The sequence below is a fragment of the Pararhizobium sp. DWP3-4 genome (assembly GCF_049898205.1).
In the GTDB taxonomy this organism is placed as follows: Bacteria; Pseudomonadota; Alphaproteobacteria; order Rhizobiales; family Rhizobiaceae; genus Pararhizobium.
Genome location: NZ_JAFCXF010000013.1, coordinates 71,409 through 89,848, shown reverse-complemented (window position 1 = coordinate 89,848; position 18,440 = coordinate 71,409). Strand labels below are relative to the sequence as shown.

The 18,440-nt window shown below is 60.5% G+C and carries 18 protein-coding genes; 11 read left to right on the top strand and 7 right to left on the bottom strand.

From position 1 onward, the window contains the following. Positions 1 to 114 precede the first annotated feature (114 nt). From ACP7E6_RS25400 to ACP7E6_RS25390, 3 genes are all read right to left on the bottom strand, one after another. Positions 115 to 1,194 carry an ABC transporter substrate-binding protein gene (locus ACP7E6_RS25400; protein WP_426232465.1) on the bottom strand — a complete coding sequence of 360 codons (1,080 nt, stop codon included), beginning with the start codon at positions 1,192 to 1,194 and terminating at the stop codon, positions 115 to 117. A 67-nt stretch (positions 1,195 to 1,261) separates the two neighbouring features. Beyond that, entirely contained in the window at positions 1,262 to 2,335 is a 1,074-nt protein-coding gene (locus ACP7E6_RS25395; protein WP_426232464.1) for an ABC transporter ATP-binding protein, read from the bottom strand. Positions 2,336 to 2,453: 118 nt separating this feature from the next. Further along, positions 2,454 to 3,350 carry a LysR substrate-binding domain-containing protein gene (locus ACP7E6_RS25390; RefSeq protein WP_426232463.1) on the bottom strand — a complete coding sequence of 299 codons (897 nt, stop codon included), beginning with the start codon at positions 3,348 to 3,350 and terminating at the stop codon, positions 2,454 to 2,456. A gap of 158 nt (positions 3,351 to 3,508) precedes the next feature. On the opposite strand from ACP7E6_RS25390, the gene ACP7E6_RS25385 reads away from it, so the two are divergent. Next, a complete protein-coding gene (locus ACP7E6_RS25385) occupies positions 3,509 to 5,095 on the top strand; it encodes an amidohydrolase (protein WP_426232462.1) in 1,587 nt (528 codons plus the stop codon). A 2-nt stretch (positions 5,096 to 5,097) separates the two neighbouring features. After that, positions 5,098 to 6,015 (top strand): dimethylarginine dimethylaminohydrolase family protein, encoded by a 918-nt coding sequence (locus tag ACP7E6_RS25380; protein ID WP_426232461.1) that lies wholly within the window; start codon positions 5,098 to 5,100, stop codon positions 6,013 to 6,015. 116 nt (positions 6,016 to 6,131) lie between these two features. Here the strand turns inward: ACP7E6_RS25380 and ACP7E6_RS25375 are convergent, their stop codons facing one another. Beyond that, positions 6,132 to 6,566 (bottom strand): copper resistance protein, encoded by a 435-nt coding sequence (locus tag ACP7E6_RS25375; RefSeq protein ID WP_426232497.1) that lies wholly within the window; start codon positions 6,564 to 6,566, stop codon positions 6,132 to 6,134. Positions 6,567 to 6,594: 28 nt separating this feature from the next. Between ACP7E6_RS25375 and ACP7E6_RS25370 the strand changes: the two genes are divergently transcribed. The 4 genes from ACP7E6_RS25370 (at position 6,595) to ggt (ending at position 12,072) form a co-directional block, all read left to right on the top strand. Next, on the top strand, positions 6,595 to 7,488 hold the full coding sequence (locus tag ACP7E6_RS25370; protein WP_426232460.1) for a CPBP family intramembrane glutamic endopeptidase: 894 nt from the start codon (positions 6,595 to 6,597) through the stop codon (positions 7,486 to 7,488). A 156-nt stretch (positions 7,489 to 7,644) separates the two neighbouring features. After that, positions 7,645 to 8,817: an alpha-hydroxy acid oxidase gene (locus tag ACP7E6_RS25365; RefSeq protein ID WP_426232459.1), complete on the top strand. Its 1,173-nt coding sequence runs from the start codon at positions 7,645 to 7,647 to the stop codon at positions 8,815 to 8,817. Between the two features lie 16 nt (positions 8,818 to 8,833). Further along, complete coding sequence (locus tag ACP7E6_RS25360; RefSeq protein ID WP_426232458.1) at positions 8,834 to 10,210, top strand: FAD-binding oxidoreductase; 1,377 nt, start codon at positions 8,834 to 8,836, stop codon at positions 10,208 to 10,210. Between the two features lie 116 nt (positions 10,211 to 10,326). Then, positions 10,327 to 12,072 carry a gamma-glutamyltransferase gene (gene ggt, locus ACP7E6_RS25355; protein ID WP_426232457.1) on the top strand — a complete coding sequence of 582 codons (1,746 nt, stop codon included), beginning with the start codon at positions 10,327 to 10,329 and terminating at the stop codon, positions 12,070 to 12,072. 150 nt (positions 12,073 to 12,222) lie between these two features. Here ggt and ACP7E6_RS25350 read toward each other — a convergent pair whose 3' ends face one another. Next, the gene (locus tag ACP7E6_RS25350) at positions 12,223 to 12,822 is read right to left on the bottom strand and encodes an alpha/beta hydrolase (protein ID WP_426232456.1); all 600 of its coding nucleotides are present in this window, start codon (positions 12,820 to 12,822) and stop codon (positions 12,223 to 12,225) included. Positions 12,823 to 12,833: 11 nt separating this feature from the next. Next, positions 12,834 to 13,766, bottom strand: a complete 933-nt coding sequence (locus ACP7E6_RS25345) for a VOC family protein (RefSeq protein ID WP_426232455.1) — start codon at positions 13,764 to 13,766, stop codon at positions 12,834 to 12,836. Between the two features lie 465 nt (positions 13,767 to 14,231). Between ACP7E6_RS25345 and ACP7E6_RS25340 the strand changes: the two genes are divergently transcribed. The 5 genes from ACP7E6_RS25340 (at position 14,232) to ACP7E6_RS25320 (ending at position 16,140) form a co-directional block, all read left to right on the top strand. Continuing rightward, positions 14,232 to 14,441 carry a cold-shock protein gene (locus ACP7E6_RS25340; RefSeq protein WP_113242549.1) on the top strand — a complete coding sequence of 70 codons (210 nt, stop codon included), beginning with the start codon at positions 14,232 to 14,234 and terminating at the stop codon, positions 14,439 to 14,441. Between the two features lie 6 nt (positions 14,442 to 14,447). Further along, positions 14,448 to 14,834, top strand: coding sequence for a hypothetical protein (locus ACP7E6_RS25335; RefSeq protein ID WP_426232454.1), 387 nt, complete (start codon positions 14,448 to 14,450; stop codon positions 14,832 to 14,834). 218 nt (positions 14,835 to 15,052) lie between these two features. Then, positions 15,053 to 15,433, top strand: a complete 381-nt coding sequence (locus ACP7E6_RS25330) for a DUF6481 family protein (protein ID WP_426232453.1) — start codon at positions 15,053 to 15,055, stop codon at positions 15,431 to 15,433. 138 nt (positions 15,434 to 15,571) lie between these two features. Next, on the top strand, positions 15,572 to 15,826 hold the full coding sequence (locus tag ACP7E6_RS25325; RefSeq protein WP_426232452.1) for an AbrB/MazE/SpoVT family DNA-binding domain-containing protein: 255 nt from the start codon (positions 15,572 to 15,574) through the stop codon (positions 15,824 to 15,826). After that, on the top strand, positions 15,820 to 16,140 hold the full coding sequence (locus ACP7E6_RS25320) for a type II toxin-antitoxin system PemK/MazF family toxin (protein WP_426232451.1): 321 nt from the start codon (positions 15,820 to 15,822) through the stop codon (positions 16,138 to 16,140). Before ACP7E6_RS25325 ends, ACP7E6_RS25320 begins: the two co-directional genes overlap by 7 nt. 5 nt (positions 16,141 to 16,145) lie before the next feature. On the opposite strand, the gene ACP7E6_RS25315 is transcribed toward ACP7E6_RS25320, so the two are convergent. Next, positions 16,146 to 18,296: a mechanosensitive ion channel family protein gene (locus ACP7E6_RS25315; protein WP_426232450.1), complete on the bottom strand. Its 2,151-nt coding sequence runs from the start codon at positions 18,294 to 18,296 to the stop codon at positions 16,146 to 16,148. Positions 18,297 to 18,440: the final 144 nt, after the last annotated feature.

The window sequence follows — 18,440 nt, the reverse complement described above, 5'->3', positions numbered from 1 at the left end:
GAAGGTGGCCCGCAGGGCCGGATGAGGGGGCGGCACGATCTGAATTTGCCGCCCCCTCATCGCCTCGTTTCACTCGGCACTTCTCCCCGCTGGGGAGAAGAGAAAGAAGGCCGTCTAAGCCGAGATGATCTTCGTATACTCATCCAGCGCCGGACCGTAATTGGTCTCATACCAGGCCATGTCGAGCGCGATCTGCTTGGACATGTTGGCCGGATCGACGGGGCTCAGACGCGCCTGTTCCGGCGTCAGCAGCGCATCGGCGGCCGGGTTTGCCGGGCCCTGGCCAAGCATCTCGAACATGATGATCTGCTTCTTCGGATCCTGCGCCGAGGCGATGAACTTCATCGCATTGTCCTTGCCGCCCGGATTGCCCTTGATCACGCCCATGGCGCCGGGCGAAATCAGGCCCTGGTCCCAGACGAACTTGATCGAACCGCCGGAATCCTTTTCGATCAGCCCGGCGCGGGTCGACCAGATCAACGCCATCGAGGCTTCGCCGTTCAGAAGCACCGACTGGCTTTCGGCGCCGCCGCCCCAATAGGAAACCACGTTGTCCTTGAAGGCGGCAATTTTCTTGTGGGCGCGCTCAAGGTCGAGCGGATAGAGTTTGGCCGGCTCGACGCCGTCGGCGAGAAGCGCCGCTTCCCACATGCCCGCACCCCATTTGTAGAGTGAGCGCTTGCCGGGGAATTTCTCCACGTCGAAGAAATCGGCCATGCCGGTCGGCACCTTGTCGCCGAATTTCGAGGCGTCATAGGCAATGATATAGGAGAAGAAATAGGTCGAGGCGGAGAACTCCCAGCCAAAGCCTTCGCGCATCTTCGTCTTATCGACGATCGTATAGTCGATCGGCTCCATCATGCCCTTCTTGCCGAGCGCTTCTGCCGAAAAGGGATCGATATCGACGATATCCCAGGCCGGCTTGCCGCTTGAAAACTGTGCCGCGACAGCACCTTCCGTCGGGCCGGAGCCGTCCTGCTTCACAGTGATGCCGGCTTCTTCCTTGAAGGGCGCGCCATAGGCCTTGTCGTAAGCCGGACCGGCATCGCCGCCCCAGTTGACGAAGATCAGTTCGCCTTCCGCCGCCCAGCCGCGCGTCGCGCCAAGTGCGATCGGGCTGACCGACAGAAACAGTGCTGCCAGCTGGGTGAATCTGCGGCGGGACATGCCGCCATCTGCCAATATTTCGCTCATGCCGTTCTCCTCTGGTTTTTGCGGCGCGCCTTTATCGGCGTCGCTCGTGTCATGCACTGCAAAGCACTTACAGAAAGAAACCCTGGTTGGCGGGCCATCCGGCCCAGACCTGCCGCCCCGGCTGGAAGGCGCTCTTCACCTCGCGCGTCGGCATTTGCAAGACCAGATCGATGCCGCCCGGCGTCTTCAGGCCAAAGCGCGTTTCCGCTCCCAGATAGGTGATTTCGCCAATCTCGGCCTTCAGCATATTGCCCTCTTCCGGCGCCTGCTCGAACATCACCATATGTTCTGGCCGGATGGCGAAATGCTCGCTGACGGCCTGGCCGGGCGCCGAGATTTGCATCGGATGTCCCTCGAACAATCCCTCTGCCCCATCAGCCGTGGCCTTCACCGAAGACAGCGACAGGAAGTTCACGTCGCCGAGGAACTCCGCCACGAAGCGGTTGGCCGGCCGCTCGTAGACATCCTTCGGCGTGCCCAATTGCTGCAACTGCCCGTGATTGAAGATGCCGATGCGGGTCGAGAGCGCCAAGGCCTCGGACTGGTCGTGGGTAACGAAAACGAAGGTGGTCCCGGTCTCCTGATGCAGCCGACGGACTTCTTCCTGCATCGAGGAGCGGAGGTTCTTGTCGAGCGCTGAAAACGGTTCGTCGAGCAGAAGAACGGAGGGTTCGAACACCAGGGCGCGCGCCAGGGCGACACGCTGCTGCTGGCCGCCGGACAATCCGGACGGCCGCTTCTTCTCGTGTCCGCGCAGCCCGACGCGATCGATGATCGTATTGACGCTGCGCTTGATATCGTTGTCCGGGCGTCCCTGAACCTGCAGCGGAAAGGCGATGTTCTGCTCGACCGTCATATGCGGAAACAGCGCGTAGCCTTGAAAGACCATGCCGAAGGCGCGTTTTTCGGCGGGAATGCCGGTAATGTCCGCGCCGTTCTTGCGAAGGGTTCCCGAAGAAGGCGTTTCGAAGCCGGCCAGGATCATCAGGAACGTGCTTTTGCCGGAGCCGGAAGGTCCAAGAAGCGTCAGGAATTCGCCGGAGCCGATGGTCAGCGAGATGTCACGCAGGGCATGGAAATCGCCATAGGCCTTGCCTATCCCGCTTGCTGTGATTTCGGCCGCCTCGTGTCCGCTCTTCATCGACGCTCCTTTTCAACATCGAAATCGTAGGAGTGTTTTAGCAACAGGACAAACGAAATCTTTTCCCCGCTTGGACAAATATAATTTGCCAAAACCCGCCCGATCCATGGGCGGACGGCTAGGCATCTGCGTCATTTTTAAGCATCTGCGAGCGCAGCCATGAACTGAAAGCCACGACGGCCTGGTTGTCGGCTTTCGCCTCCGATGTCACCAGATAATAGGAGCGGCTGGAATTGATGCTGATATCGAACGGCTGCACCAATTGGCCGCTGTTCATGGCATGCCGGCAGGTGAAACGGTCGCCGACGGCGACGCCCTGCCCCGACAGCGTGGCGGCAAAAACCAGGTTCATGTCGGAAAACACGATGCCCGTCGAGGCATAGCTCTGATCGACCCCCGCCAGCGCCAGCCAGGTCTCCCAGTCCTCGTAATCGGTGAGGTGCAGCAGGCACATCTTCTTGATATCGCTCGGCTCGTTCAGTCCGCCGATCTTGTTGAGCAATACCGGGCTGCACAGCGGCGCAAACTCCACCTCGATGATCAGTTCCACCTGCATCGACGGCCAGTTGCCCGTCCCGAATGCGATGAACACGTCCACATCGGGGTTGCTGATATCGTCGAGCCGGCGCGGCGTGACGATGGAAATGCGAACGTCCGGATAGGCGTCGCGGAAATGCGAAATATAGCTGCACAGCCAGTTGGAGGCAAAGCCCGGCGGGCAACTGACGGTGATCGCGCCGCTGACACCGCGGCTGGCATGGCGCGAGGCCGACCCGGCAATGGCGTTCAGCGCCTGCCTGATATCGGCGGCATATCCCAGCCCCTGCTCGGTCAGCTCGATCCGCGTACCGACCCGATTGAAGATCTGGAAGCCGAGTTCCCGCTCCAGCAGACGCAGCTGATGGCTGATGGCGCTGCGCGTCAGGTTCAGCTCGTCGGCGGCCTTCCAGACCGTGCCGTGGCGTGCAAAACTCTCCAGCGCACGCAAAGCCTGTGTCGATGGAATTCTCTGCATAGGCGCCCTCCTGATCTAACCGAAGGCTAGTCCGGATTTTGAGCATTGGCGAACTTAATTTGTCGAAGGCGGGAAAACATTTCACTTTTTCGAAGATCGGATCGGCGCTTAACTGACTGCAGCAGCTCAGCCGATCTCTCCAGCGAAACGAAGCCCCCGTGCCGATATCCGCCGCCCAGACATCTGCTTTGACCTATGTCGAGACCCTCCGGGCCGACCTGTCGGACTGGACGGCACGGATCTTCTCGTTCGGCGAAACGGCCTGGCGCGAATATGAATCCGCCGCCTGGTATGTCGATCTGCTGCGCAAACGGGGCTTTTCCGTCGAGGAAGGCTCGGCCGGCATGCCGACAGCCTTCTGCGCCGAATGGAGCAACGGTCCCGGCCCCACCATCGGCATGTACGCAGAATACGACGCCGTACCCGGCAATTGCCAGGCGGCAACGACACGGAGAGAGCCGCGTGAAAACCTGAGCTTCGAGGCTGGCGGCCATACCGACCCGCATTCGGCGCTCGGCATCGGTTCGCTCGGCGGCCTGCTGGCCACCAAGGCGGCGATGCAGCGGCATGACATAAAGGGCACCCTGCGCTTCACCGGCGAACCAGCCGAAAAGGTACGCGGCTCCAAGCCGATCCATGCGGCGAAGGGCTATTATGACGGACTGGACGGCATGTTCTCCTTCCACCCGTTCTACATGCTGCCGATGTGCAATACGGTGCGCTGGGACACGCACTGCGGTGCGGCCTATTCGATGATCTACCGCTTCGTCTGCGACCAGCCGGAAGCCTGGGGCCGCAGCGACGATGCGCCGATCCCGCAATCGCATTCCGCCGTGCGCGCACCGGGCGCCAACGATGCGCTGATGACCATGTACATGGCGTCCAAAGCCTTGCGGGACTCGATGCTCACCCATCAGGGCGGCTGGTCGATCAGCGAGGCGATCCTGACGGCGGGCCAAGCAACCGCCGACAACCTGCCGGCCGGCCTTGCCGAAATCCAGTATATGATCCGCGTGCCGACCATCGCCATGGCCGAGCAGGTAACCTCGGTGCTCGACCGCAATGCCAATGCCGCCGCCGCCATGACCGGCTGCCGCTACGAGCGCCACTGGGTGTCGAAATCCCGCCCGGGCCTTGCCAACCACGCAATGGCCAACCTCGTCTGGGACGCCCTTCAAACCGTCGGGCCGCCGCGCTGGGATGAGACGGCAAAGACCGCCGCCCGCGAAATCCAGACCAATCTCGGCGTGGAAGTAATGGACCATCCATTCATCGACGAGATGGAAAAACTGATTGCCCCGCAGGACGCTGAAGCCATCCTGCGGCGCGATCTGGCCCCATCGCAGCTCAATTCCACCTCGGACGATTACACCGACATGAGCTGGCACGCCCCGACCGCCCGCTTCTACATCGCCCGCCCGGCGCTGAAAGCCCCGCCCGGCTATACCTATCCCGTCTGGGTCTCCAATGCGCTTGGCGGCATACCCGCCACCATCGACCCGACCGTGCTCTGCGCCGCAAAGACCATTGCCCTCTCGGCTGTCCGGCTTTTGCAAGACGATACCGTTCGCAAAACGGCCAAAACCGAGTTCATCGAGCGCACCGGCGGCGGCATAGGCGGATCCAGATGGATCCCGCCGCTTTGCGACTACGAACCACCCATCCATTTCCGCTGGCCCGAATATGTGACCACAGCTCGTGGCCGCGACTGGTGGATCCCCAAACCCGCAACCCCGGAGGCATGATCATGCAGTTCAACGAGCCTTTTTCGCTTCAGCGCCGCAACCCGAAGGGCGGCACCGCGCCGCTCACCCGCTGGGGCTTCAAGAATGAAACCGATCCTTTGACCGACGTCCTGCTCGGTTCGCCGGCGCATCTCAGGCATCTGTCGACCAGTTCGCTGTCGCGCAAGCACCTGCGCGAGGCTCCCTGCAATATTCAGGTGGCGCAATCGCAGCACAAGGAGCTGGTTTCGGCCTACGAGCATTTCGGCGTGAAAATCCACTGGCACGAACCGACGCCGGAATTGCCGATGCAGGTCTATTCGCGCGATTCAAGCGTCATGACCCCCTATGGCGCCATCATCACCGCCATGGCCAACTGGTGGCGGCGCGGCGAAAACTACGCCGCCATCCGCACCTATGAAAAGCTCGGCATCCCGATCTACGACATGGTGACGGCAGGGACCTTCGAGGGCGGCGATTTCAACGTCATCGAGGACGGCGTCGTGCTGATCGGCTGCGGCGGCGCCCGCACGCAGGAGGAAGGCGCCCGCCAGGTCGAGGACTGGTTCAAAAAGGAGGGCTGGGAAACCCGCCTCGCCTTCATCGACGAATATTACGTCCATATCGACCTGATGGTCGTGCCGATCGCTCCCAAGCTGACGGCCGTCTGCCTTGCCTGCACCGAGCCTGGCATAGTCGATTGGCTGAAGGCCAAGGGCCACGAAATCATCGACGTTCCCTTCCAGGACACGATGGCGCTGGGCTGCAACCTCATGTCGCTCGGAAAAGACCGGGTCATTGCCCCGACATCATCGACAACCTTGATCGAAAAACTCCGCGCCCGCGGCTTTGAGGTCGCCGCCATCGACATGAGCGAAATCTCCAAGACCGGCGGCGGCATTCATTGCATGGCTCAGGCGCTGGTCAGGGAAGCAGCGTAAATACTTCATCTGATCAGCCGGCATAGTCTCCGCATCGACGGGAGAACATGCCGGCTGCAATGACCGAAAATGCCACTCGAGGCTTTAACATTGCCAGATTGCTTCGTTTTCGGTGTTTATTTCACCGTCAGCATCGTCTGCATACCGGCCTCGTAGTGCCCTTTGAGATTGCAGAAGACAAGATAGGTTCCAGGTTTCAGGTTTGCTTTCAGCTCGCCGCTGGCGCCCGGCTTCAAGTCGGAGACTTCGCCCATGCTCTTGAGTTGATCTTCATCGATCCGATGCTTGGCCTTTATCAAGGGGATCTTCTGATCCGCAGATTTGAGCTTCACCACAACCATTTCGTGCTCTTCGGAGATGGCATCGTTGTGGACGGAAAAGGTAACCGGGCCGGGGCTGGCAATTGCCGGATCAAGTTTCAGAGACATTGCGCCGCCGCCCTCGCCACTTTCAAGAACCTTGATCGTCGTGTCGGCCCAGGAGGAAGAAGCCATGAACGTCAAAGCAGTGGCTGCGATGGTAGCCAGGATAGCGCGTGGAATTCTAACCATGTAAAAGTCCTTCGTTACGTGGCGACAGATGCCGCTTGCCTCTCTCAACGTTTCACCTGACAAGAGGCTGAACATGCACCGCACTCTTCCACCGGCGGTGACTTTGGCGATAGGAGCCAGGTCCGGAGCTTGCGTAGCAGCCCGCCGGAAAGCGATGCGAGGAACAGGTGAGCCGATGGGCATAGCGAACAACCGATTGGGCTTGTCCCTGATTGTCCTTGCGGTATGGACCGCGATCACCATCATCGGTGGCGCCATCGGCGCCGGTTTCAATGGCTCCGGCACCGATCCGCTTGGCCAGGGCGTGCACACAGCCTTTGTCGCTGCGATCGTCTTCCTCCTGGGTATTTCATTCATCTGCCGCTGGAACGACCTCGGGCTCAATGCGCCGGTCTCAATACGATCGCTGTCTGTGCTGTGGTTACCGCTGGTCCACATCGCGTTTTTCTGCTGCGTGATGATGTTGTTCGGTGTTCCTGCCCCAGGTGTCACGGCCTCCATCTTTATCAACACTCTCCTGATCGGTATTTCCGAAGAGCTGATGTTCCGCGGCATCCTGTTCAAAGCATTACGGTCGCGCTGCTCGATCCGGTCAACCGTCTTGATTTCCAGCCTGCTGTTCGGTTTTGTCCATCTGCTGAATGGGTTGTCGACGGGCTTCATCGCAGCAATCCCGCAAGCGATTTTCACCTTTTGCCTCGGTGTTTTGTTCATTGCCGTCCGAATCAGGACGGGTTCCCTCTATCCGGTGATCCTGCTGCATGCGGGCTGGGATTTCTGCATATTCATGCTTGATGCCAGTCCCGGCGGCCAGCTTTGGAGCGTTACAGAGCTCTACATTCTGGCATCGGTTCTCCCCCTCTACGGCCTCTATCTTCTCCGCGGGTCAGGCACCGAACCATCGAATAGTGGCACTGCCTAAATGCGGGCTTGCAGAATACCGGCACAATGCAATGGAGCCGCATGGGAACGAAGGATGCCGTCTTGAACGATTGCAAGCAGGGCCTCTCAGGGCCTTTCCGCCATCCCTTTAAAGCCGCTAAAGTCCCCACCGAATCGAGGAGCATCCGGACCAAGCATGACAAACCTTCACAGACGTTTTCCCTGCATCCCCGATATGGAGAAGGCGGCCGCGCGGCGCATGCCGGGGCTCGTGCATGACTATCTGATCGGCGGCCTTGGCCGGGAAAGCGGCGTCCGGCGCAATGCCGACAGCTTCGACACGATCGAACTGATGCCGCGTTATCTCTCGGAAGCGCCCTCGCCTGATCTCAGCGTCACGCTGTTGGGCAAACGGTTCGACGCGCCGTTCGGCGTTGCCCCGCTTGGCCTTGCCGGTTTGCTGTGGCCCGGCTGCGAAGTGCCGCTGGCCAAGGCGGCCAAGGCCCACAATATTCCGCATGTGCTCTCCACCTTCGCCAACCGCGCCATGGAAACCATCGGACCGATCACCGGCGATAATGGCTGGTTCCAGTTCTACCCGCCCAACGATCCCACCATGGAAGCCGACATGATCGCGCGTGCTGCCCGGTCCGGTTATCAGACGCTGGTGCTGACCATCGACATCCCCGCGCCCACCCGCCGCGAACGCGATATCCGCAACGGCATGTCGGTGCCGCCGATCCTCGATCTGAAGACGATGTTCCAGATCGCCACCCATCCGCATTGGGCAAGCCATGTGCTGCGCCACGGCATTCCCGATTTCGAGAACCTGTCGCCTTACTATCCCAACGGCTCGTCGCTGAAACAGTCAGCGGAATTCGTCGGCCGCGTCATGACCGGTCATCTCGGCGCCGAGCGTGTCCGCCGCATCCGCGATGCCTGGAAGGGCAGGCTGCTGATCAAGGGCGTGCTCGACGTTTCGGAAGCGCAGGCCTATCTGGCCATGGGTGCCGACGGCCTGATCGTCTCCAATCATGGCGGCCGCCAGCTCGATGCAGCGCCTACCGCCGTTTCCGTCCTGCCAACAATCCGCCGCGCGCTGGGTCCCGATGCGTTGATCGCTGCCGACGGCGGTATCCGCTGCGGCCTCGACGTGGCGCGTCTGCTGGCGCTCGGCGCCGATTTCGTGCTGATCGGCCGCCCCTTCGTCTTTGCCAGCGCTGCAATGGGCCCTTCTGGAGGCGATCACCTGATTGATATCCTCAAGGCCGAACTGTCCGGCGCCATGGCCCAGCTCGGCTGCCGCACAGTCGCCGAGCTGCCCGCCTTCCTCTATGCGCCCGCCCCTCTCAGTGCCCGGCAGGGCTGAAGCGAAGACCAGAACCATGACCGTCATCGACGACCTGATCGAAGCCCTTGGCACAGACGTCGTGCTCACCGGCGATGCCATCGGTGGCCGCTACCGCAGTGATGCCAGCGGCACCGGCAGGTTTCTGCCGCTTGCCGTGCTGCGTCCCGCAAGTACGGAACAAGTCTCGGCCGCCCTGGCCATCTGCGACCGCCACCGCCAGCCCGTCGTGCCGATGGGTGGCCTCACCGGTCTTGCAGGCGGCGCCAATGCGCGCGCCGGCGATATCGCGATTTCGCTGGAGCGCATGTCGGGCGTCGAGGACGTCGATACGGCCGCCGGCACCATGACCGTTCTGGCCGGCACGCCGCTGGAAGTGGCACAGCTGGTCGCGGAAACTGCCGGTTTTCTGCTGCCGATCGATCTCGGCGCCCGTGGCTCCTGCCAGATCGGCGGCAATATCTCTACCAATGCCGGCGGCATCCGCGTCATCCGCCATGGCGTCACCCGCGACAACGTGCTCGGCGTCGAGGCCGTGCTTGCCGACGGCACCGTGCTGTCGTCGCTCAACCGCATGACTAAGAACAATACCGGCTACGATCTGCGCCAGCTGTTCATCGGCTCGGAAGGCACGCTGGGCGTCGTCACCCGCGCCGTGCTGCGCCTGCGTCCCCTGCCTGCCGCTCGGCTGACGGCGCTGTGCGCCATCGAAAGCTATGCGCATGTCGTCTCGCTGCTGAAATCCGCCCAGCGCGGGCTTTCCGGCCTGTCGGCCTTCGAGGCCATGTGGCAAAGCTATTTCCGCTTCAACGCCGAGGCGCTCAACCTGATGTTCTTCGACAAAGCCTATCCGTTTTTTGTCATCATCGAGCAGGATGTCGATGGCAGCGATGAGGACAAGGACCGTTTCGAGGCGTTCCTCGGCCAGGCCTTCGACGACGGCATCGTCACCGACGCGCTGGTCGCCCAGTCGGAAAAGGAAGCCCGTGCCTTCTGGTCGGTGCGCGAAGGTCATATGATGGATCATCTGCTGCCCGGCCTGATCAATCTCGACGTCAGCCTGCCGGTCGGTCAGCTCGACGATTTCGCCGGCGATTGCGAGAAAGCGCTGCTCGCCCGCTTTCCTGCCGCCCATGTCTCGTTCTTCGGCCATGTCGGCGACAGCAATCTGCATGTGGCGGTCTGGACCGAGACACCGAGCGAGCACGACCTGCACGAAATCGACGCCATCGCCTATGATCTCGTCCGCACATACCAGGGTTCGATCTCCGCCGAACACGGTATCGGCACCCTGAAGCGCGATTTCCTCGACCATTCCCGCAGCGAGGCCGAGATCGGCGTCATGCGCCGCATCAAGACGGCGCTCGACCCCAACGGCATCATGAATCCCGGCAAGGTGATTCCGCCGCGATAGCGCGCGAAAGAAAGCCTCGGCGATATTCGATCTTGGAGCGGCATCAGCAAAGACTGGCATTGCCGGCCAATCTCGGCAAAGATGGCTGCTCCGAAAACCGGAACCGGGAGAACACCATGCTGCCTCTGCCCCGTACCGGCGCGCTTGCCGCGCTTATCGTTTCCACTGCCCTCTTGCCATTGTCAGCAGCGCTCGCCGCCTCGCCCGAGCCTGTCAAGGCTGAGCATGGCATGGTCGTCACCGCTCAGCATCTCGCGTCCGATGTCGGCGTCGAGGTGTTGAAGAAGGGCGGCAATGCCGTCGATGCGGCGGTTGCCGTCGGTTATGCGCTGGCCGTTGTCTACCCCACGGCCGGCAATATCGGCGGCGGCGGGTTCATGACCATCCGGCTGAAGGACGGCAGAACCACCTTCCTCGACTTTCGCGAACGCGCGCCGCTCGCGTCCACCAAGACCATGTATCTCGACGATAAGGGCGAGATCGTCAAAGGTGCCAGTACCGCCGGCTATCTGGCCGTCGGCGTTCCGGGCTCGGTCATGGGCTTCGAGACGGCGCGTGAAAAATACGGCACGCTGTCACGGCAAGAGTTGCTGGCGCCCGCCATCCGTTTCGCCAAGGACGGTTTCGTGCTCGACCAGGGCGACGTCGCCTCGCTGCAGAACGGCGCCAAGAAACTGTCTAAGGACAAAGCCGCCGCCGCAATCTACCTCAAGCCGGATGGCAAGACCTTTTCGATCGGCGAAACCCTGGTCCAGCCGGAACTGGCCGCAAGCCTGACCAGCATTTCGCAAAAAGGCCCCGACGCCTTCTACAAGGGCGCCATTGCCGACGATATCGTCAAGGCGAGCGCTGCCACCGGCGGCATTCTCGCTAAGGCGGATTTCGAGCAATATTCGGTCCGCGAACTCAAGCCCGTGACCTGCAATTATCGCGGCTACGAGATCGCCTCCTCGCCGCCGCCAAGTTCGGGCGGCGTGATCATCTGCGAAATCCTCAATGTGCTGGAAGGCTACCCGATCTCCTATCTCGGCTATGGTTCGGCTGACACCGTGCATGCCATGGTCGAGGCGATGCGCCATGCCTATGTCGACCGCAACTCAGCGCTCGGCGATCCGGATTTCGTCGAAAACCCGGTCGAAAAGCTCACCGACAAGGCCTATGCCAAGGAAATCCGCGCCAAGATCAATCCGTTCAAAGCGGGGATTTCAAAGGACCTGATGCCGAAGGGCATGGGCGAAAGCACCGAGACGACGCACTATTCGATCATCGACAACGATGGCAACGCCGTTGCCGTCACCTATACGCTGAACGGCTCGTTCGGCGCCGGCGTCGTGGCGCCTGGAACCGGCATCCTGCTTAACAATGAGATGGACGATTTTACCTCCAAGCCCGGTTCGCCCAATCTCTACGGCCTGGTCCAGGGCGCGGCCAACGCGATTGAACCGAAGAAGACGCCGCTGTCGTCGATGAGCCCGACGGTCATCTCCAAGGACGGCAAGCCGTTCATGGTCATCGGCAGCCCCGGCGGCGCCCGTATCATCACCATCACGCTGGAAGCGATCATCAACGTCATCGACCACGGCATGAGCCTGCAGGAAGCCATCGACGCCCCGCGCATCCATCATCAATGGCTGCCCGACAAGGTCTATATGGAACCGTTTGCTCTCTCGTCCGATACGCTGAAACTGTTGACGGAAATGGGCCATGATGTCGGGATCGATGCCAGCTGGCCGGTCTGGGGCCAGGCAGCCGGCATCCTCGTCGGCGGGGAAAATCTGGCGGAGATCGAAGAGGGCGGCGGCGCCCGCTACAACGGCGCGATGGACAGCCGCGCGACCTCGGGGGCTGCAAAGGGATATTGAGAATACGCTCCCCTTGAGGGGGAGGGTCGGCGCGAAGCGACGGGGTGGGGTGACCTGCGGCATATGCTATTGCTTATGGCGTTCGCAGTGATCACCCCCACCCGCAGCTACGCTGCGACCTCCCCCCTCAAGGGGGAGGTAAGCTAAACCTCACCCCAGAAACCGCTTGATCGCCTCGACCTCGTTCGGGCGGATGTCATGTCCGCCTGTGTGCCATTCCGTTTCGACGATCGCTTTCTGGGCGGCAAAATAATCGGCAAGCGCCTGCGTCAACGGAGCCGGGCAGATCGGGTCGCGCTGGCCGGCGGTGATCAGGATCTTTTTGCCTGAAAGCGCCAGATTGTCCTTCGGCTTGAAGGGAATGAGCGGATGCAGCAGGATCGCCTTGTCGAACAGGCTGGTCTCGATCAGCAGGTTGGCGAGAATGTTGGCGCCGTTGGAAAAGCCAAGGCCGATCACTTCAGAGGCCTTGTGTTCCTGCGCCAGCGTGCTGACGAACGCCGCCATCTTATCGGTCGCGCGGGCGAGATCGGCCATGTCGTAGACGCCTTCGCCGGTACGACGGAAGAAGCGCGCCGCCCCGTGTTCCGACACGTCGCCGCGTGGCGAGACGATCGTCGCATCGGGCAGGACATCGCTGCCGAAGTCGAAGAACTGCCGCTCGTCGCCACCGGTTCCATGGAGGACGAAGAAGATCGGATTTCCGGGCGCACCGGCCTTCAGGCGGTGCACATAGCCATAATCGGTCATAGTATTTCTCCTCAGCCTTCGAGCTTTTGCAATTGCTGCTCCAGAATGGGCCGCAGGTGCTTGTGCTGCTGCGGCAGCTTCAGTGCTTCACCCAGATGTGCCGTATCTTCGTCGCGGTCGAAACCCGGTTCGTTGGTGGCGATCTCGAACAGGACGCCGCCCGGCGTGCGGAAATAGATCGCCCAGAAATAATCGCGGTCGATCACCGGTGTGACATGATACCCGGTATCCATCAGGGCCTTGCGCACTTCCAGCTGCTTTTCCCGGTTTTCGACCGAGAAGGCGACATGATGCACGGAGCCCGCGCCCTGCAGGCCGCGCTGGATGTTCGGCATGGTTTCAAGATCGATCAGGCCTGCTCCATTGCCGCCTGGCACGATCAGCCGGGTGACCCCATCCCTGGCGTCCAGCGCCTCGTAACCCATGAACTTCAGCAGCTCGACTGTAGCCCCTTCGTCGCGAAGACGCATGGCGACCGAGTGGAAGCCGCGGATCGCGTGATCTTCAGACACTCCGTTGGCGGTCCAGGCCGGACGCTTGTCATCCCGGACCTCCACCAAGGCAAAACCGTCGCCATCCGGCCCTGCAAAGTTCAAGCGCTTTTCACCAAAGGCCTGTTCGGCCTTCATCCCCGAAACGCGGCGCTGAGACAGCCGGTCGCTCCAGAAATCGAGCGAGCCCTCGGGAACGGAGAAAACCGTGGTGCCGACTTCGCCGGTTCCAGGACGGCCAGGCCCCATGTCGGGGAACGGAAAATAGGTCATCACCGAACCGGGAGTGCCGGTCTCGTCGCCGTAATAGAGATGATAGACATCGGGCGAATCAAAATTGACGGTCTTCTTGACCCGTCGCAGGCCGAGCGTGTCGGTGAAAAACTGGTTATTGGTACGGGCGTCTGCCGCCATCGAGGTGACGTGATGCAGTCCTTTGATCTGAGTGATCATGATCTGGTCCCTTTCTGCCCGAGATGAGCTTCGTGTCGCCGTTATAGATGTGCCCATTTCTTCAAGAACGGTAGACACGCAGAGCTGCACGCATTGTCTTCATTTGCTGAACAGTCAAAAATTACTGTTCAAGGAAACACTGATCATTGTGCGTGGATTGTCGCGCCGGCCATCAAAACAGGGAAAGCGCGCGGGGCTGCGGATAGATGGTCTGCGGGATTATTGAAGGCGCGGGAAGAAGAAATAATTGCAATCTAAAGAATGGTCATGAAATGCGGGAAAAACTAAAAGTTGACAAGCTGGAGAGGACAGCCTATATCAACGTTCATCGATAGTTGTTTGACTGATATTTGTTTCTGCCCGCGCTCGACGCGTCTCTGACGAACTTCCCCTTCAAAAATCGAGACTAATGTTCTCCGTGCGTCGCACGGTGACGGATACATGTTGCTATTGAAAGGGTTCGTTATGACCACTGGCACAGTTAAATGGTTCAATTCCACTAAGGGCTTCGGCTTCATTCAGCCTGACAACGGCGGCGCGGACGTTTTCGTTCACATTTCCGCTGTCGAGCGTGCCGGCATGCGCGAAATCGTCGAAGGCCAGAAGATCGGCTACGAGATGGAACGCGACAACAAGTCGGGCAAAATGTCCGCTTGCCAGCTCCAGGCTGCCTAAATCGGATTGAGCCTCTCCGGTGACCACGGATGTACTGGCATCGTTGACGAGGCAATATCCAACGGAAGGTCAGGCAAATCGCCTGGCCTTTTTTCTTGGCTGAACAGCCACTATGCGCACCGTATTCGACAGAACGATCTGGGCGAAGCGCCGGTGCGACAGCACCAGGATTTGATTTTGACCGAAAATTCGACAAAAATCCGCGATCAGGCGGAATCGGCATTCAGCCGTACACAGACCCAGTTCATGGCCCGCACCCGGACGATCTCGGAAATCGATGCGGTCGCCGCCGCGCGTGATGCGAAGACACTGCGGTTGCGCGAATTGCGGCTGGAAAAAGAAGCTGCGGCAACCGCCAAGGCTGCGGCATCAGAGAAGTCAACAAAACGCTGATTTTCTATTGAGGCTTTCCCAGCCGCCATATGGCTGTTATCATTCAGTCTTATTAAGACAGGACAGAAAAGTCCGCCGCATATCTATTTTTTTGCTGCATCCACTCTATCTTGGGGAAGCGCAAAATGCGAAACGAGACTTATGTCGGCTGGCACGGCGACGCTTTCTGTCCCGGCCATCACGACCAACCATAAATCCGCAAACAAGGACGACGAAGATTGAGACACGCATCCGATAATGGCTTTGCCGATCGGCGCAAAGCCGCAGCCGAAGCCAAGCAGCAGCTTTTGAAGAAGTATGCATCGGCACCGAAGGCTGACGATCCGGAACTGGCAGCCAAGCTCGCCGAGCGGCAGGCCAATACGGCTGCGCGCGAAGCCCGCCGCGCCGAACGCGACCGCCTGAAGCAGGAAGAAAACGAGCGCCAGCTCGCTGAAGCTGCAGCACTGACGGCAGCCGCTGAACTGGAATCCCGCGCTGAAGCCATCGCCCGCGAAGAAGCCGCCCGTGACCGCATTGCCCGCGTTGTCGCCGACGAGGCCGAACGCAAGGCCGAACGCGATCGCCGCTATGCCGCCCGCAAGGCCCGCCAGCGCTAATTACGAGTGAAGGCCGGACAAGGTCCGGCCTCCTCATTGGCTGCATGGCCGAAAACTCCCGCACCCTTACCCGTTATCACATTGTTGTAACGACCCCGTTTGGATGATATACGTCAACCGAACGAGCGGGAAAGTGCGATGTTGAGCGCGGTGAAAAAATTCGGCAATTCGGCAGGTGTCATCATTCCCAAGCCGCTTCTCGTCGAATTCGGCGTCGAAGCCGGCGACAGTGTTGAGCTTAAGGTAGAAGCTGGGCGGATCGTCATTGAGCGTGTGATCAATCCACCTCGCCAGGGCTGGGCCGAGGATGCCAGGAAACTGGCTGCGTCTGGGAACGATATCCCCGAATGGCCTGAATTTGGCAATGAAGACGATGCTGCTCTGACATGGTGACGCGCGGTGAGGTCTGGCTCGCAGCACTCGATCCCACGATTGGTAGCGAAATTCAAAAAACCCGGCCGTGCCTGATCATCTCACCAGCTGAAATCCACGACCACCTGCGCACCGTCATCGTAGCGCCGATGACGTCCGGCGGCCACCCAGCAGGCTTTCGGGTCCCTGTCACCTTTCAGGGCGTCAATGAGCTTATCCTCTTGGAACAATCCCGCGCACTCGATAAAAAACGGCTCGTCAAACGCCTGGGTACCGTCCCAGCCGCCATCCTCAGACAGACGTTGAGGACGCTACGAGCGCTTTACGAGGAATAAGACGCTCAGGCGCCCTCGCCGCTCTCTGCCAGTTTTTTCTGCTCCATTGCCGCCTTCACGGTCGCAGCAGCAGCTGCAGCCGCCGATGGATCGTTGCTTGCGACCTGAACTGTCGGCGAGGCGAAGACGACGCCGTTGGCGGTGAACGCTTCGCGAATCATCATATAGGCCTTCCGGCGGATCGTCGTCTGGTATCCGGGCTTGGTCATCATCGCAAAACTCAGGTTGATACCGTAATCACCAAACTGCTCGACACCCTTCATCTTTAGGGTCTCCAGTATCATCGACCCGTATTCCTCATCCTCAAGCAGCGCCGCTCCGACGCCCTTGACCATCTTGCGGACCTTGTTGATGTCGGTGTCGTACCCGACCGAGATCGTGAACTTGTCGATCACCCAGTCACGGCTCATGTTCTGGACCGCACCCAGCGTTCCGAAGGGCACGGTGAAGACGGGGCCACGGTGGTGGCGCAGCCGAACCGATCGGATGCTGAAGGATTCCACGGTTCCCTTGTAGCTGCCGCTCTGGATATATTCCCCGACCCGGAAGGCATCGTCCATCATGTAGAAGACGCCGCTGATCACATCCTTGACGAGGGTCTGAGATCCAAAGCCGATCGCCACGCCAAAGATCCCTGCACCAGCGATCAGCGGAGCGACCTGAACCCCAAGCCCAGAGAGCACCATCAACACCGCGATCACCGCAATAACGACTGCAAGCACGGTCCGCAGCAGCGGCAACAGTGTGAGCAGCCGTCCGTTTCGCGCCGCATGTGCCGTATCGCCCGTAGCGGAAGCCCGCGCTTGTTCCAGCGTGCGGTTGATCACTGCCTTGACGATCTGCCAGAGAATGTCGGCGACAAGCAGAATGACCGCGCCCGCCAGAACACCCTGGATCAGACGATCGGTCATCGCCTCACCGGTAAACATCGAGGATCGCTTGCTGACGATGACGCCGAGCCAGAGCACGGCGAGCGTTATGATAACCGCCCGGGCGCCGCGTTCCACCAGCACCTCGATGATAGGATTGCCGCTACCGGGCATGTCTGGCTGGCCTGCGAATGCGTTTCTGGCCATCGCAGTGGTCGCTTTCAAAAGCCCCGGCAGAACGAGTGCGTAGATACCCAGCCAAAGAACGACGACCAGACCGGCGACCCACAGCGCCCATAGCAGGCAGAGATAGAATGTCAGCGCCCATTCCATCGCCCCGCGGCCATGCGGCCGTGCGATCGCCGCCGGCCGGTTCCAGACGGTTTCGATGGCGACAAGCAGCAATCCGAGGCCGAGCGCATAAACCACCACGCCCCGCACCGCCGGCATGATGTTCAGCGCCGCCATGACGCCGGCCAGCGCCCAGCCGGCGAACAGGATGCAGGCGAACCGGAAGATGCGTTTGTACCAGAAGGCTCCCGACGCATGATCGGTCGATGCCAGACCGGCCCCGCCTTCAACGCCATTTGCCGTGTCCGGTCCGAGCAGCAGCAACCTGGCGATACGGATGACGAAACGGCAGGCAATAACACCCAAAAGCAACGGCAGCATCATCGCGTCGAGCAGCGGTGGCCATGTCATCGCCATGAACAGGCCAAGGCTGGCGAGACTGAAGGCGACCAGAGGGGCCAGCAAGGCAAAGAGGTGACGGCCGGCCGCGTACAAGGGTTTTTCACGCACGCCGTTTGCATGAGCCAAACTCGCATGCGCGCGGTTGTGACGCGCGATACGGTGGAACAGCCATTCAGCACCAAAGCCGATCAGCACCAGTGTCAGAAACAGCAGGAACACGCCGAAGGGACCGTGGCCGTTGATATCGGATGCGATGGTTTTGCCTGCGCGCATGAACTCGGAGGGAACCAGTGGAATGGCCTCTCCGATGCGCCGCAGATGATCCCGGACCTGGTCCCCCCAGGCGTTGAACGCTGTGGCGGACATGTCCGTATCGGGCTCGACAACCGGTGCGGCCATCTGCTTGTTGAGCAGGGCGCGGATTTCTGGATCATCCAGCAGCTTGATCAGCTGATCCACCTTGTCCGCCGAAGCCGGCGGGCTTGCAGCCTGTGCAAGGACGGGCTGGATAGACGATGTGGCTGCGCCAAACGCCAAGGCCACAACGAACCAAAACTGCAAAACCAACAGCCGGATGTCACGAGACTTTTTCACGTGCGGAACCCCTCAACTCATTCCACCCCACATGCACTTACGTACATTTTAGAGTGTTAGAGCATTCACCGGGGCCTTTGTCACCTGCATCCGCGCGACGCAAATACAACGCATATGGTTTTACGCCGTACGGCCGATTTCGGG

Excerpts from the sequence above, each read along its gene's own strand:
- ACP7E6_RS25400 (WP_426232465.1), bottom strand. The coding sequence starts at position 1,194 with ATGAGCGAAATATTGGCAGATGGCGGCATGTCCCGCCGCAGATTCACC.
- ACP7E6_RS25395 (WP_426232464.1), bottom strand. The coding sequence starts at position 2,335 with ATGAAGAGCGGACACGAGGCGGCCGAAATCACAGCAAGCGGGATAGGC.
- ACP7E6_RS25390 (WP_426232463.1), bottom strand. The coding sequence starts at position 3,350 with ATGCAGAGAATTCCATCGACACAGGCTTTGCGTGCGCTGGAGAGTTTT.
- ACP7E6_RS25380 (WP_426232461.1), top strand. The coding sequence starts at position 5,098 with ATGCAGTTCAACGAGCCTTTTTCGCTTCAGCGCCGCAACCCGAAGGGC.
- ACP7E6_RS25375 (WP_426232497.1), bottom strand. The coding sequence starts at position 6,566 with ATGGTTAGAATTCCACGCGCTATCCTGGCTACCATCGCAGCCACTGCT.
- ACP7E6_RS25370 (WP_426232460.1), top strand. The coding sequence starts at position 6,595 with ATGCCGCTTGCCTCTCTCAACGTTTCACCTGACAAGAGGCTGAACATG.
- ACP7E6_RS25365 (WP_426232459.1), top strand. The coding sequence starts at position 7,645 with ATGACAAACCTTCACAGACGTTTTCCCTGCATCCCCGATATGGAGAAG.
- ACP7E6_RS25360 (WP_426232458.1), top strand. The coding sequence starts at position 8,834 with ATGACCGTCATCGACGACCTGATCGAAGCCCTTGGCACAGACGTCGTG.
- ggt (WP_426232457.1), top strand. The coding sequence starts at position 10,327 with ATGCTGCCTCTGCCCCGTACCGGCGCGCTTGCCGCGCTTATCGTTTCC.
- ACP7E6_RS25350 (WP_426232456.1), bottom strand. The coding sequence starts at position 12,822 with ATGACCGATTATGGCTATGTGCACCGCCTGAAGGCCGGTGCGCCCGGA.
- ACP7E6_RS25345 (WP_426232455.1), bottom strand. The coding sequence starts at position 13,766 with ATGATCACTCAGATCAAAGGACTGCATCACGTCACCTCGATGGCGGCA.
- ACP7E6_RS25340 (WP_113242549.1), top strand. The coding sequence starts at position 14,232 with ATGACCACTGGCACAGTTAAATGGTTCAATTCCACTAAGGGCTTCGGC.
- ACP7E6_RS25325 (WP_426232452.1), top strand. The coding sequence starts at position 15,572 with ATGTTGAGCGCGGTGAAAAAATTCGGCAATTCGGCAGGTGTCATCATT.
- ACP7E6_RS25320 (WP_426232451.1), top strand. The coding sequence starts at position 15,820 with ATGGTGACGCGCGGTGAGGTCTGGCTCGCAGCACTCGATCCCACGATT.